A 12,827-nucleotide genomic window follows, 5' to 3' on the forward strand; every position below is an offset into this window, starting at 1 on the left:
GCACCGTCCAGTCCAGCTCAGCGCTGCTGCGACTCGGGCAGATGGTCGAACCCATGCGGCGGACTTCCTCTCGTTCGAACGGTTCAGCACGGTGTGCTTCCTGTCCGCGACAACAGCCGACCGCCGCGCCACATTCCCGGCGACCGGGTGAGTGACGCGCTCCATCCACGGGGCGTCGGCGGGCTCCGGCTACGCCAGTGACGCGCTCCATCGCACGACCTCGTCAGTGACGATCCTCACGGCCTCGTCCTGGTCGAGCGGCGCCCGCCGGGGGACCGCGAAGCCGTGATCGCCGTACGGCACCTCGACCAGTTCGTACGAGCCCGCCGGGAACTCCGCCGGCTTCCCGAAGGGGTCGTTGCCGCCCTGCACCACGAGGGTGGGCACGCCGGAACCGAGGAGTTCCCCGGCCCGGGACTTCTCGGGCCGGCCCGGCGGGTGCAGCGGGAAGCTGAGCGCGAGGACGGCGGCGGCGCCGAGTTCCGTCGCCGTGCGGCAGGCGACGCGGGCTCCGGCGCTGCGCCCGCCCGCGATCACGGGAAGCCCGGACTCCGCGACGGCGGGCCACAGACCCCGCCATCCCGCGTCCAGCGTCTTCGGCGCGGGCGCCAGCTTCTTCCCGGCCACCCGCCAGGGCTGCTCGACGAGCGCGACGCTCACCCCGTGGGCGGGCAGCACCCGCGCCAGCGCCCGCAGGTCCCGGGCCTCGATGCCGCCGCCCGCTCCGTGGCTCACGGCGAGCACGAGGCGTGCGCGCTCCGCGCGGTGCCAGGTGAGGCGGGCGGTACCGGCGTCCGTCTCGACGACCTGTGGCGCCTCGCCCGCCGGGTCCGGATCCGCGGGATCGGGCTCCGCCGGGCCGGAGCCCGTCCTGCCCGGGTCCGCCGGGTTCGAGTTCGTCACGTTCGAGTCGGTCACGTTCGAGTCGGTCACGTCAGAAGAGTGTGCCCTCTTCGGGTCCCTCCAGCTCCTTGAGGAGCTCCGGGCCGTTGTTGCGGACGCTGCTGACCGCGGTGGAGACCGGATAGGCGCGCATCAGGCCGGTGGGCGGCGGGGTGAGCAGCGTGCGCAGTTCGTCGACCTCTGTGCGGGCCGGGTCGAGCCAGGCGTCCCAGCGGTCCGGGGTGAGCATCAGGGGCATCCGGGGATGGATGTCGGCCAGGGTCCGCGGGCCCTCGGCCGGAGCCGCCGCGAGCGGGGCCGTCTCGGCCTCGGTGGTGATGACGGAGCAGGTCGCCCACCAGGCCAGCGGATGCTCGTCGGGGAGCGTCCGGTCCCGCCAGAACTCGTACAGGCCGGCCATCGCGAAGACCGAGCCGTCGGCGGGGAGCACGAAGTACGGCTGCTTGCGCGGCCGCTTCTTCCTGCCCTCGACCTCCAGGTCGCGTTCGGCGGCCCCGGTGACCCACTCGTAGTAGCCGTCGGCGGGCACGATGCAGCGCCGGGTGGCGAAGGCGCGGCGGTACGAGGGCTTCTCGTGCACGGTCTCCGCCCGCGCGTTGATCATCCGGGCGCCGCCCTCGGGCGTCTTGGCCCAGGACGGGACGAGTCCCCACTTCAGTCTGCGCAGCTGGCGAACCGGCCTCGGGCTGTCCGCGTCCTTCAGAGGGCGGTCCAGGACGGCGTAGACCTCCTTCGTCGGAGCCACGTTGTAGTCGGGCGCCAGGGTCTCCTGCGTCTCCCACTTCTCGACTTCAAAGACTCCTGCGAGATCCTCGGGCCCACGACTCGCTGCATACCGTCCGCACATACGTGCAACACTGCCAGATTCCGCGACACCTCAGGGAGCCACCGCAGACAATGGACAGCATCGCATCCACCTCGCTGGCCTCGCTCTGGGACCAGGTCTCCGGCACCCAGCCGGACCCCGATCTGTGGGTGGTGATAGCCACCCTGGTCGCGGCTCTCGCCGTGATCGTCCCGCACGGCGTATGGCGCGTCTCCCGCAACACCATCACCATCGCGCACGAGGGGGGCCACGGGCTGGTCGCCCTGCTCACCGGGCGCAGCCTCAGCGGCATCAGGCTGCACTCCGACACCAGCGGTCTCACCGTCAGCCGCGGCAGGCCGACCGGTCTCGGCATGATCCTCACGGCCGCCGCGGGCTACACCGCCCCTCCGCTGCTCGGTCTCGGCGGCGCCGCGCTGCTCGGCGCGGGCCGCATCACGCTGCTGCTGTGGCTGGCCACGGCCCTGCTGGTGGCGATGCTGGTGATGATCCGCAACGCGTACGGCGTGCTCACCGTGGTCCTCACCGGCGGCCTGTTCCTGATGGTGTCCTGGCTCGCCGGGCCCCAGGTGCAGGCGGCGTTCGCGTACGCCGTGGTGTGGTTCCTGCTGCTCGGCGGTGTGCGGCCGGGCTTCGAGCTCCAGGCCAAGCGCCGCCGCGGCGGTGCCCGCGACTCGGACGCCGACCAGCTCTCCCGTCTCACCCACGTCCCCGCCGGCGTCTGGCTCTTCCTCTTCCACGCGGTGTCCCTGTGCTCCCTGCTGGCCGGCGCCCACTGGCTCCTCCCCCTCTGACCCCACAAGACCGCACCCCGCGCGTCACAGGGGGTGACCTCGCAGGGGGGCCTTGCAGGGGTGACCTTGCAGAGGGTTGGCCCTGAAGGGGGTGACCTTGACGGGTTGCCCCTGAAGGGAGGCGCCCCCGAAAGGGGCGCCGGGAACTGCGCGCCCAGCCCCCACCGACCCGCACGTGCACCCGACCGCCCACCACCCCACCCCGACACACACCAACCCGCACCCACTCCCGCCGCTCCCCTCCCCCACCCCCCTCCCCCACCCAGCGGAGCGTTTCCGTTCAGGTTCCGCCACTTTTGATCAAGATCTCCGGCCGCCCCCAGCCACTAAAGTGGGGCCCATGACCGCGAACCCCGTCCACACCGCCCTCTGGCCCGCCCCGTACGCGAGCGGGGCCGTCGACGCGACGGTCCACGTGCCCGGGTCGAAGTCGGTCACCAACCGCGCCCTCGTCCTCGCCGCACTCGCCTCGGAGCCGGGCTGGCTGCGCCGCCCGCTGCGCTCCCGCGACACGCTGCTGATGGCGGGCGCGCTGCGCGCGATGGGGGTCGGTGTCGAGGAGACGGTGGCGTCCAGTTCCACGGTCGCGGCGGGCCCGGACGCCTCCGGCGAGGCCTGGCGGGTCATCCCCTCGGGCCTGCACGGCCCGGTAACGGTGGACGTCGGCAACGCCGGCACCGTGATGCGCTTCCTGCCGCCGGTGGCCGCGCTCGCCCACGGCCCCATCCGTTTCGACGGCGACCCGCGGTCCTACGAACGCCCGCTGAACGGCGTGATCGACGCCCTGCGCCTGCTCGGCGCCCGGATCGACGACGAGGGCCGCGGCGCGCTCCCGCTGACGGTGCACGGCGGAGGCGCCCTGGACGGCGGCCCGGTGGAGATCGACGCGTCCTCCTCCTCGCAGTTCGTCTCGGCCCTGCTGCTCTCCGGCCCCCGTTTCAACCAGGGTGTCGAGATCCGTCACACCGGCTCGACGCTGCCCTCCATGCCCCACATCCGGATGACGGTCGACATGCTGCGCGCGGTCGGCGCCCAGGTGGACACCCCGGAGTCGGGCGGCGAGCCCAACGTCTGGCGCGTCACCCCGGGCGCGCTGCTCGGCCGGGACCTGATCATCGAGCCGGATCTGTCGAACGCCCAGCCGTTCCTCGCGGCGGCCCTGGTGACGGGCGGCACGGTCGTCGTGCCCGACTGGCCGGCGCGCACCACCCAGCCCGGTGACCGGCTGCGGGAGATCTTCACCGAGATGGGTGGCTCCTGCGAACTGACTGACAGGGGACTGGAGTTCACCGGTTCGGGTGCGATCCACGGGATCGATGTGGACCTGGGCGAGGTCGGCGAGCTGACCCCGGGCATCGCGGCCGTCGCCGCGCTCGCGGACTCCCCCTCCACCCTGCGCGGCGTGTCCCACCTGCGGCTGCACGAGACGGACCGGCTGGCCGCGCTCACCAAGGAGATCAACGAACTCGGCGGCGACGTCACCGAGACCGCCGACGGGCTGCACATCCGCCCGCGCGCACTGCACGGCGGCATCTTCCACACCTACGACGACCACCGCATGGCCACCGCCGGCACGATCATCGGTCTCGCGGTGAAGGGCGTACAGATCGAGAACGTCGCGACCACGGCGAAGACCCTGCCGGACTTCCCCGACCTGTGGACCGGAATGCTCGGGAACCCCGGAACGCTCGGGAACTGACGGGCGGACCGGGATCATGCGCCGCTACGGCAAGCACACCGACGAGGACGACATCCGCAGCCGCCCCAACCGCAAGGGCAACCGGCCTCGTACGAACATCCGCCCCAAGCACGAGGACGCGGCGGAGGGCATGGTCCTCACCGTCGACCGGGGCCGCCTGACCTGCCTCGTCGAGGACCGTACGGTCATGGCCATGAAGGCCCGCGAACTGGGCCGCAAGGCCGCGATCGTCGGCGACCACGTCGCCCTCGTCGGCGACCTGTCCGGCGCGAAGGACACCCTCGCCCGGATCGTCCGGATCGAGCCGCGCAGCTCGGTGCTGCGCCGCACCGCGGACGACGACGATCCCTACGAGCGCGTGGTGGTCGCCAACGCCGACCAGCTCGCCATCGTCACCGCCCTCTCCGACCCGGAGCCGCGCCCGCGGCTGATCGACCGCTGCCTGGTCGCGGCGTACGACGCCGGCCTGGAGCCGCTGCTGGTGCTGACCAAGTCCGACCTCGCGCCGCCCGACGAACTCCTGGAGATGTACGGGGCGTTGGGCGTGCCCTACGTCGTGACCAGCCGCGAGGAGCTGGAGACCGGCACGGCGGTGGAGCGGGTGCGCAAGCAACTCGACGGCAAGATCACGGCGTTCGTCGGACACTCCGGCGTCGGCAAGACGACCCTCGTCAACGCGCTGGTCTCGCTGGAACGTCGGCGCAGCACCGGTCACGTCAACGCGGTGACGGGGCGCGGCCGGCACACCACGACCTCGGCGCGCGCGATCCCGCTGCCGGGCAGCGAGGGCTGGGTCATCGACACCCCCGGCGTCCGCTCCTTCGGCCTGCACCACGTGGACCCGTCCCGGGTCATCCACGCCTTCCCCGACCTCGAACCCGGTACCGAGGGCTGTCCGCGCGCGTGCAGTCACGACGAACCGGACTGCGCCCTGGACCAGTGGGTGGCCGACGGGCACGCGGACCCGGCCCGGCTCTACTCGCTGCGCCGGCTGCTGGCGACGCGCGAACGCCGGGACGGCGACTGATCCCGGTACGCCCACGCGTGTCCCCCCGTGCGCGGCGATCGAGGTTCCCTTCGTGACCTCCGCGTTGTTTGCGTCCGTGGCAGCCCGGTAAATGCATAATCGCACCCAGCGCCCTCGGGGACCGCTGGCCTGATCCGAGCCAGACGGAGCAGTCGACGTGCGGACCCGGGAGGACAAGACATGGCGTGGCTGCTGGTCGTTGTGGCAGGAGTGCTCGAAACGGGCTTCGCCGTCTGCCTGAAGCTCTCGCACGGCTTCACCAGGTTCTGGCCGACGGTGGCCTTCTGCGTCTTCGCGCTGGGCAGCTTCGGCCTGCTGACGCTCTCCCTCAAGAAACTCGACGTCGGCCCGGCGTACGCGGTGTGGACGGGCATCGGCGCGGCGGGCACGGCGATCTACGGAATGATCTTCCTCGGCGACCTGGTGTCGACCCTGAAGATCGTCTCGATCAGCTTCGTCATCTTCGGCGTCATCGGCCTCCAACTCTCGGGCTCGGCCCACTGAGCCGCCCGGCGGCGCCGGACGGGGGCCGGACGTGAGGGGCGAGAGCCACGGCCGTGCGGCACGGTCTTCACCGACCCAGGTGGCCTTCGCCGGCCCCCCGGACTTCGTCGGCCCTGGTGGCGTCCGCCGGCCCCGGCAGTCTTTCGCCGGTCCCGGTGGTCTTCGCCGGCCCCGGTGCTCTTCGCCGGTCCGGCGGACTTCGCCGGCCCCGGCGCACTTCGTCGGCCTGGCGGACTTCGCCGGCCCCACGGCCTCTGGGCGTCTTCCGGCCCGGGACATCACCGGCCTCTGTCCCCAGCCGACGTTCCCGGGCCCCCTGTGTCCGATGGGCCGCCCGGCGCCCATGACGACGTGTCACCTCCACTGCCGGGGCAGCGCGCCGCGCACCAGGTCCGTCACCCCGCCCTCCCCCGGCGGAGCCGCCACGCACGACAGCGCCAGCCGCGTCACCAGTTCGCAGGACCCGGCCAGCTCGACGGCGTCGGCCCGGGTGGTGCCGGGACCGGCGAGCGCCGCGACGGCCCGGTCCCTCACGAGGGCCACGAAGTCGGCCGGCGAGGGCAGCGGTCCGTCCGCCCGGCGTTGCGCGGGCACCGCGGACGAGGACGGTACGGCCGACAGCGTCGGCGAGGGCAGCCGCTCACTCCAGCAGCCGGTGAGCATGGCCCGGACCAGCGCGTTGCCGCGCGCCACCGACGTGGTCCACTCCGCGGTCGCTACCAGCCGCTCGCGCGCGTCCGCGTGCGCGGCCAGCGCGCGTTCGACGCCGGCGAGATAACCGTCGGCCTCCCGCCGCACGAGCGCTCGTGCGAGCCCTTCCTTGCTGCCGAACTCGTTGTAGAGCGTCTGCCGGGACACTCCGGCCACGGCCGCGACGTCGACCATCCGCACCGTGGACCACGGCCGACGGGCGAGCGCCGTGTGAGCGGCGTCCAGAAGGGATTCCCGCGCTGCAGGCATCATTCGCCTCCCTGGGGCGAGCGGGCGGCACTGCAGCTCAGATTTGACGCGTGCACGAGCACTGTCAAGGGTTCGCGGCGGCGCCGGGGAGCGTACGCGAGCCGTCGCGCGCCGCGACGATCACCTCGCCGTACGGCGACACCGGTCACCGGGTCCGCGACGGCCGCGCGCCCGCGATCACCGGCCACCACGATCGATCGGTACGACGATCACCGGGGACCGAGATCACCGGCACGACGCCCGGCCCTCACCACGATCATCCCCACGACGATCACCCCGTGCGGCGGCGACCGTCCGACCAGCAGGGCGTCCGACGGGCACGGCGCCCGACGGGCATCGCACCACCTCACGCCCGGTGCTCCCCCGCCGCGAGAGGCGGAACACGTGCCGCGCGGCGTGTCCCGCCCGGCCCGTTTGTTCCACGGGCCGTATGGCTGTGGCCCGAGGGACCCATATACGGTGCAGTCATGCCCGACTACCGCGATGACCTGCGCCTGGCCCATGTCCTGGCGGACGCCGCCGACGCCGCGACGATGGACCGGTTCAAGGCGCTCGACCTGAAGGTCGAGACCAAGCCGGACATGACGCCGGTGAGCGAGGCGGACAAGGCCGCGGAGGAACTCATCCGCGGCCATCTGCAGCGGGCACGGCCGCGCGACGCGGTCCTCGGCGAGGAGTACGGCATCGAGGGCACGGGTCCCCGCCGCTGGGTGATCGACCCGATCGACGGCACCAAGAACTACGTCCGGGGCGTCCCCGTCTGGGCCACGCTGATCTCCCTGATGGAGGCGGTCGAGGGCGGCTACCAGCCGGTCGTCGGCGTCGTCTCCGCGCCCGCCCTCGGCCGCCGCTGGTGGGCGGCGAAGAGCCACGGGGCGTTCACCGGCCGCAGCCTCTCGTCGGCCTCGCGACTGCGCGTCTCCCAGGTCTCCCGGATGGCCGACGCCTCCTTCGCGTACTCCTCCTTGTCCGGCTGGGAGGACCAGGGCCGCCTGGACGGTTTCCTGGACCTGACGAAGGCCGTCTGGCGCACCCGTGGATACGGCGACTTCTGGCCGTACATGATGGTCGCGGAGGGCTCGGTGGACATCTGCGCCGAGCCGGAGCTGTCGCTCTGGGACATGGCGGCGACCGCGATCGTGGTGACCGAGGCGGGCGGCTCCTTCACCGGCCTCGACGGCCGCCCGGGCCCCCACAGCGGCAACGCGGCCGCCTCGAACGGCATCCTCCACGACGAGATGCTGGGGTACTTGAACCAGCGCTACTGAGGGCGTTTAGGCCCTGAGCTGCACGTTTCCCTTGTCCTCGCCTTTCCTGGGCCGTCATGGGCCGTCGTGGGGCCGTCACCGGTCTCCGGGCCGCCCTCGAACGCGCGGTTCACCGCCTCCCGCGTCCGCTTCTCGCTGCTCGGCATCAGGTGCGTGTACGTCCGCGGCGTGAAGCCGGGATCGTGGTGCCGAGCGCGGCCGCGGCGAGGAGAGGCACCGTCCCTTCTCTGCTGGGGCCGACGCTCACGGGAGCAGCTGACTCCACGCAAGACCACGAGGTCGACCCGATGCGCACCGGGTCGACCTCGTCGAGTGTGATCGCACCAAGATCTTGCGCGCTTACCTCTGGGTACGCCGGTGGTATCGCACGGCGAAGACAAGGGATGCCGCCAGGGCGATCAGCCACACCACGATTTCGAGTCCACCGAATCCAGATCCCAGCACGAAGAGAATCAGCAGGAAAAGGGCCACGATCGCAATTATGGATCCAATGAGCGACTTCACTTCGAGCTCCTTTTAGACGCCGCTGCCACCGATTGCAGTGCGGCCCGTACCGTAAACCTTGACCTTAGCCCACGGGTGCAGGGTTGCATAGCATCCATACTTGAAGACGCACAGGTCCGCTTCCCGCTTCATCTGCGAGGATCCGGAGTTCGCCGGAATGGCGGACTTCGTGTCCACGATGCGCTTCGGGGCGACTTTCACGTCCACGGAATTCGTGTTGGTGAAGTCGTCGTACCGCTCGCGCCAGGCACGGACCTTGCCACCGCCGTAGTTGAACTCGGCATACGTGTGGTACTTGAAGATGATGGAGCCCGAGTAGCTGCGGTGGGTGTGGGTGATGTGTGTCATCTTCCACGTGCCACCCGTGATCATGGGTGAGAAGCCGCTGCCGCCGGGGTCGACGTCGTCCTCTGCGGGCGTGATCACGGTTTCGCCGGCGATGCTGGGTTCGGCGTCGGCAGGCGGCATGACCTGCGAGGTCTGGGTGCCGTCCATCGGTGCCCCGTTTTGCCCCATGGGCTGACCAGCCGCGTTCAGCGGTGCCGAGACGGTGGTGACCTCTTCTGGCCGCGTGACGTCTTCCACGACAGCAGCCAGCTCCGGTATGGAGCGAATCAGGTTCACGTCCGCCTGGGTCCAGGTGCCGTCGCCGTGTCGCTTCAAGGCAGCGGTGATCTCCGCGTCAGACGGAGTGGCAGCGTGACCGGCGGGCGCAAGAGTCATCACCAACGCCGCGGACGCCACAAAGGTGGCGGCGACTGAAGCGGCCTTCGAACGTCGCGTACTTCCGAACATCAAAAATCCCCCTGACGGCAAACCAATGCCGTGAAAATAATCTGAGTACCGGAGTGCGATCGGACTGGGGAGCAACCCCCGAGTACGTCCCCCTGCGTTATCCGACAGTCACAGACGCTACCCCAAGAGATTCCCAAATGGATCACCAGATTGTTTCCCTGAGCAAGATTTGAGGTTTCAGCAAAGGGGGCCCTTCGCCGCGCCAGAAAGTGGCGGTTCGGGACACTTGCACTGACACTCAAGAATGCCGACAGGGCAAGAAGCCGGGCCGTCCCCTGCAACGGAGTCATCAATTCCGCTTTGGCCGGGAAGTCGTCGCGAGCCACCGGACGGCCCACCGACCCGCGCACATGGTGGGACGCAACCCAGGGGTATCCCTGGGCCGTCCGCGGGCCGCCCGAGGGGGCCGACGACGACAGATGGCGGCAGGCGACGACGGCGACCGTGTAGCCCTCCGGCCAGCTCGGCACAACGCCGCCGGAGGCCGCCAATACCAGCGCTACCGAAGACGGTTCCCGGATACCCCAGGGCGACCTGGGGCTTCTGAGTAACCCCCGGGCGCCCCCGATCTCACGGCACGCGCCCCCTTGTTGACCGTCCCTTTAACTGCAACTCTGAGAGTCCCCCCACTTGTGAACTTGTGAATCCGCTCGCAAGCTCGACGGATTCGTAGGAGGTGGCTCCTTCCATGCTCGTCCGCGACGCCATGAGCACGGTGGTCCTCACCATCGGCCCGGCACACACCCTCCGCCAGGCGGCCCGTCTGATGTCCGCACGCCGCGTCGGCGCGGCCGTCGTCCTCGACGAGGACGCCGGCGGTCTCGGCATCCTCACGGAACGTGACATCCTCAACTCGCTCGCCCTCGGCCAGGACCCCGACGCCGAGACCGCCGACACCCACACCACCACCGAGGTCGTCTTCGCCGCCCCCGTCTGGACCCTGGAGGAGGCCGCGACGGCGATGTCGCACGGTGGTTTCCGCCATCTGATCGTGCTCGACGGCAGCGGTCCCGTCGGCATCGTCTCGGTGCGCGACATCATCCGCTGCTGGGCACCGGCCAGGCAGCGCGTACCGGCCTGAGCGGGTCCCCCAACGCCCACGCCGACGGGCCGGACCCCCTCGTCGTCCGAGGAGATCCGGCCCGCCGTCGACGACAAGCGGTCCAGTGCTGGTGATCAGCCGCGCAGGGCCTGGACCGCGGCCTCCAGCCGCTTGCCGAAGTCTCCGTCGGCCCGACGGAAGTTGTCGATCGCGCGCTCGGCGATCTCGTCACGGGAGACCTTGGCGATGAAGCCGGCAAGGTTCTCGATCAGACGGCCCCGCTCGTCCTCGGACATCAGCCGGTAGAGGTCACCGGCCTGCACGAAGTCGTTGTCCTCGGAGTGGGCCGGGGCCTCGTGGTTGCCGGTTCCCGCCGTGAAACCGGCGGTCGCCTGCCACAGCGGCCGGTCCGTCTGGAACGGGCCGCCGAAGCTGTTCGGCTCGTAGTTCTTGGCGCCCCCGTGCCGGCCGTCGTACAGGGAGCCGTCACGGGCGTTGGTACGCGCCTCGGTGGCGCGCGGGCGGTTCACCGGCAGGTGGTCGGCGTTGATGCCGACGCGGTAGCGGTGCGCGTCACCGTAGGCGAACAGGCGCCCCTGGAGCATCTTGTCGGGCGAGGGACCGATGCCCGGCACGAAGTGCGCGGGCGAGAAGATCGACTGCTCCACCTCGGCGAAGACGTTCTCCGGGTTGCGGTTGAGCTCCAGCCGGCCGATCTCGATCGGCGGGTAGTCCTCGTGCGGCCACACCTTGGTGAGGTCGAACGGGTTGAAGCGGTACTTCGCCGCGTCGTCCGCCGGCATGACCTGGATCTGCACGGTCCAGGACGGGAACTCGCCGCGCTCGATGGCCTCGCGCAGGTCGCGCTGGTGGGAGTCGGGGTCGACGCCGGAGAGCCGGACGGCCTCCTCGGTGGTCAGGTTCTTGATGCCCTGGTCGGTCTTGAAGTGGTACTTGACCCAGAAGACCTCGCCGGCCTCGTTGTTCCACTGGTACGTGTGCGAGCCGTACCCGTTGAGGTGGCGGTAGGAGGCCGGGATGCCGCGGTCGCCGAAGAGCCAGGTGACCTGGTGGGTGGACTCGGGGGACAGCCCCCAGAAGTCCCACACGTTGTCGGCTTCCTGTGAACCGGTGTACGGGTCGCGCTTCTGCGTGTGGATGAAGTCGGGGAACTTGATGGCGTCCTTGATGAAGAACACCGGAGTGTTGTTGCCGACCAGGTCGTAGTTGCCCTCTTCGGTGTAGAACTTCAGCGCGAAGCCGCGGGGGTCACGGACCGCGTCCGCGGAACCGAGGTTTCCGGCCACGGTCGAGAACCGCAGGAAGGTCTCGGTCTGCTTGCCGACCTCGGACAGGAACTTCGCGCGCGTCCACCGCGACACGTCACGGGTGAGCGTGAAGGTGCCGTAGGCGGCGGCGCCCCGGGCGTGCACGACGCGCTCCGGGATGCGCTCGCGGTTGAAGTGCGCGAGCTTCTCCAGCAGCAGCTGGTCCTGGACGAGCACAGGGCCGCCGACGCCCGCGGTCTCGCTGTTCTGGTTGTCGGCCACCGGCGCGCCGGCCTCCGTCGTAAGCGGTCCCTGCGTCACGTGCGCCTCCTGCGTCATTCCTGCCCAGACCTGTTCCCTGACCAGTATCGAGTTCGATCCTACAATGGACATTGTCCAAGTCAAGTAACCCTCCAAAGTCACACTCGTTCGGGATCTGGTTCACCTGCTGTTAGGCTGCTCCGCATGAGTGACCTGTTGGAACGACTGCGCGGACGCGGCTGGCGCATGACCGCACAGCGGCGTGTCGTGGCCGAGGTGCTCGACGGTGACCACGTCCACTTGACGGCCGACGAGGTGCACGCGCGGGCCGTCGTCAAGCTGCCGGAGATCTCCCGGGCGACCGTCTACAACACGCTGGGTGAGCTGGTCTCGCTCGGTGAGGTGCTGGAAGTCGCCACGGACAAGCGCGCGAAGCGCTACGACCCGAACGCGCACCGTCCGCACCACCATCTGGTCTGCGCCCGGTGCGGCGCGATCCGCGACGTCCACCCGGGCGGCAACCCGCTGGCCGACCTCCCGGACTCCGAGCGCTTCGGCTTCGCCGTCTCGGACGTCGAGGTGACGTACCGCGGCGTGTGCCCGAACTGCGCGGCGGCCTGACCACCGCACCACACGCACACCGAAGCCCCGGCCCGCGAGAGAGCGGCCGGGGCTTTCCCTGTCGCACACCCCGGGAAAACACCTAGGGCCCGAATCCGTAGATCCGGGCCCTAGGCCTTGAGTAGCGGGGACAGGATTTGAACCTGCGACCTCTGGGTTATGAGCCCAGCGAGCTACCGAGCTGCTCCACCCCGCGTCGTTGAACTGAACGTTACGTCACCTGGGTGGACCAGCGCAAATCGTTTACCCACCGCCTGAGAACAGGGGCGTCCGGCATCTCGGGGGCGGCACGGAACGACAGCGGCGAACCTCCCCGCCACCCGCCACCCGCCACCCGCCACCGGCCACCGGCCAC

12 protein-coding genes, 1 tRNA gene and 1 pseudogene are annotated in these 12,827 nt (G+C 70.4%); 7 read left to right on the forward strand and 7 right to left on the reverse strand.

What is annotated here, in order from left to right; genetic code table 11:
* Window positions 1-189: 189 nt before the first annotated feature.
* Complete coding sequence (locus GFH48_RS14735; protein ID WP_228120581.1) at window positions 190-933, reverse strand: alpha/beta hydrolase family protein; 744 nt, start codon at window positions 931-933, stop codon at window positions 190-192.
* Between the two features lies 1 nt (window position 934).
* Window positions 935-1,750 carry an SOS response-associated peptidase gene (locus tag GFH48_RS14740; RefSeq protein WP_153288711.1) on the reverse strand — a complete coding sequence of 272 codons (816 nt, stop codon included), beginning with the start codon at window positions 1,748-1,750 and terminating at the stop codon, window positions 935-937.
* A 50-nt stretch (window positions 1,751-1,800) separates the two neighbouring features.
* Here GFH48_RS14740 and GFH48_RS14745 point away from each other — a divergent pair, with 50 nt between their 5' ends.
* The 4 genes from GFH48_RS14745 (at window position 1,801) to GFH48_RS14760 (ending at window position 5,753) form a co-directional block, all read left to right on the forward strand.
* On the forward strand, window positions 1,801-2,523 hold the full coding sequence (locus tag GFH48_RS14745) for a M50 family metallopeptidase (RefSeq protein ID WP_153288712.1): 723 nt from the start codon (window positions 1,801-1,803) through the stop codon (window positions 2,521-2,523).
* A gap of 340 nt (window positions 2,524-2,863) precedes the next feature.
* Window positions 2,864-4,222 carry a 3-phosphoshikimate 1-carboxyvinyltransferase gene (gene aroA, locus GFH48_RS14750; RefSeq protein WP_153288713.1) on the forward strand — a complete coding sequence of 453 codons (1,359 nt, stop codon included), beginning with the start codon at window positions 2,864-2,866 and terminating at the stop codon, window positions 4,220-4,222.
* 16 nt (window positions 4,223-4,238) lie between these two features.
* Window positions 4,239-5,249, forward strand: a complete 1,011-nt coding sequence (rsgA, locus tag GFH48_RS14755; RefSeq protein WP_153288714.1) for a ribosome small subunit-dependent GTPase A — start codon at window positions 4,239-4,241, stop codon at window positions 5,247-5,249.
* 180 nt (window positions 5,250-5,429) lie between these two features.
* Window positions 5,430-5,753 (forward strand): DMT family transporter, encoded by a 324-nt coding sequence (locus GFH48_RS14760; RefSeq protein WP_153288715.1) that lies wholly within the window; start codon window positions 5,430-5,432, stop codon window positions 5,751-5,753.
* Window positions 5,754-6,107: 354 nt separating this feature from the next.
* On the opposite strand, the gene GFH48_RS14765 is transcribed toward GFH48_RS14760, so the two are convergent.
* On the reverse strand, window positions 6,108-6,716 hold the full coding sequence (locus GFH48_RS14765; protein ID WP_153288716.1) for a TetR/AcrR family transcriptional regulator: 609 nt from the start codon (window positions 6,714-6,716) through the stop codon (window positions 6,108-6,110).
* A gap of 464 nt (window positions 6,717-7,180) precedes the next feature.
* Between GFH48_RS14765 and hisN the strand changes: the two genes are divergently transcribed.
* Window positions 7,181-7,981 (forward strand): histidinol-phosphatase, encoded by an 801-nt coding sequence (hisN, locus tag GFH48_RS14770; protein WP_153288717.1) that lies wholly within the window; start codon window positions 7,181-7,183, stop codon window positions 7,979-7,981.
* Here hisN and GFH48_RS40285 read toward each other — a convergent pair.
* Both GFH48_RS40285 and GFH48_RS14775 read right to left on the reverse strand, forming a co-directional pair.
* Window positions 7,975-8,169: pseudogene (locus tag GFH48_RS40285) on the reverse strand (hypothetical protein); the annotation flags it as partial. The gene hisN and the pseudogene GFH48_RS40285 sit on opposite strands and share 7 nt — an antisense overlap.
* A 328-nt stretch (window positions 8,170-8,497) precedes the next feature.
* Complete coding sequence (locus GFH48_RS14775) at window positions 8,498-9,280, reverse strand: hypothetical protein (RefSeq protein ID WP_153288718.1); 783 nt, start codon at window positions 9,278-9,280, stop codon at window positions 8,498-8,500.
* A 688-nt stretch (window positions 9,281-9,968) separates the two neighbouring features.
* Here GFH48_RS14775 and GFH48_RS14780 point away from each other — a divergent pair.
* Window positions 9,969-10,361 carry a CBS domain-containing protein gene (locus GFH48_RS14780; protein ID WP_153288719.1) on the forward strand — a complete coding sequence of 131 codons (393 nt, stop codon included), beginning with the start codon at window positions 9,969-9,971 and terminating at the stop codon, window positions 10,359-10,361.
* Window positions 10,362-10,456: 95 nt separating this feature from the next.
* Here GFH48_RS14780 and GFH48_RS14785 read toward each other — a convergent pair whose 3' ends face one another.
* Window positions 10,457-11,929: a catalase gene (locus GFH48_RS14785; RefSeq protein WP_153292914.1), complete on the reverse strand. Its 1,473-nt coding sequence runs from the start codon at window positions 11,927-11,929 to the stop codon at window positions 10,457-10,459.
* A gap of 126 nt (window positions 11,930-12,055) precedes the next feature.
* On the opposite strand from GFH48_RS14785, the gene GFH48_RS14790 reads away from it, so the two are divergent.
* A complete protein-coding gene (locus GFH48_RS14790) occupies window positions 12,056-12,472 on the forward strand; it encodes a Fur family transcriptional regulator (RefSeq protein WP_153288720.1) in 417 nt (138 codons plus the stop codon).
* 122 nt (window positions 12,473-12,594) lie between these two features.
* Here GFH48_RS14790 and GFH48_RS14795 read toward each other — a convergent pair.
* Window positions 12,595-12,668 (reverse strand) — tRNA-Met (locus tag GFH48_RS14795).
* Between the last annotated feature and the right edge of the window lie 159 nt (window positions 12,669-12,827).

Origin of the sequence: Streptomyces fagopyri (assembly GCF_009498275.1) — a bacterium.
In the GTDB taxonomy this organism is placed as follows: domain Bacteria; phylum Actinomycetota; class Actinomycetes; order Streptomycetales; family Streptomycetaceae; genus Streptomyces; species Streptomyces fagopyri.

Excerpts from the sequence above, each read along its gene's own strand:
- GFH48_RS14780 (WP_153288719.1), top strand. The coding sequence starts at position 9,969 with ATGCTCGTCCGCGACGCCATGAGCACGGTGGTCCTCACCATCGGCCCG.
- GFH48_RS14745 (WP_153288712.1), top strand. The coding sequence starts at position 1,801 with ATGGACAGCATCGCATCCACCTCGCTGGCCTCGCTCTGGGACCAGGTC.
- rsgA (WP_153288714.1), top strand. The coding sequence starts at position 4,239 with ATGCGCCGCTACGGCAAGCACACCGACGAGGACGACATCCGCAGCCGC.
- hisN (WP_153288717.1), top strand. The coding sequence starts at position 7,181 with ATGCCCGACTACCGCGATGACCTGCGCCTGGCCCATGTCCTGGCGGAC.
- GFH48_RS14740 (WP_153288711.1), bottom strand. The coding sequence starts at position 1,750 with ATGTGCGGACGGTATGCAGCGAGTCGTGGGCCCGAGGATCTCGCAGGA.
- GFH48_RS14785 (WP_153292914.1), bottom strand. The coding sequence starts at position 11,929 with ATGACGCAGGAGGCGCACGTGACGCAGGGACCGCTTACGACGGAGGCC.
- GFH48_RS14775 (WP_153288718.1), bottom strand. The coding sequence starts at position 9,280 with ATGTTCGGAAGTACGCGACGTTCGAAGGCCGCTTCAGTCGCCGCCACC.
- GFH48_RS14790 (WP_153288720.1), top strand. The coding sequence starts at position 12,056 with ATGAGTGACCTGTTGGAACGACTGCGCGGACGCGGCTGGCGCATGACC.
- GFH48_RS14760 (WP_153288715.1), top strand. The coding sequence starts at position 5,430 with ATGGCGTGGCTGCTGGTCGTTGTGGCAGGAGTGCTCGAAACGGGCTTC.
- aroA (WP_153288713.1), top strand. The coding sequence starts at position 2,864 with ATGACCGCGAACCCCGTCCACACCGCCCTCTGGCCCGCCCCGTACGCG.
- GFH48_RS14765 (WP_153288716.1), bottom strand. The coding sequence starts at position 6,716 with ATGATGCCTGCAGCGCGGGAATCCCTTCTGGACGCCGCTCACACGGCG.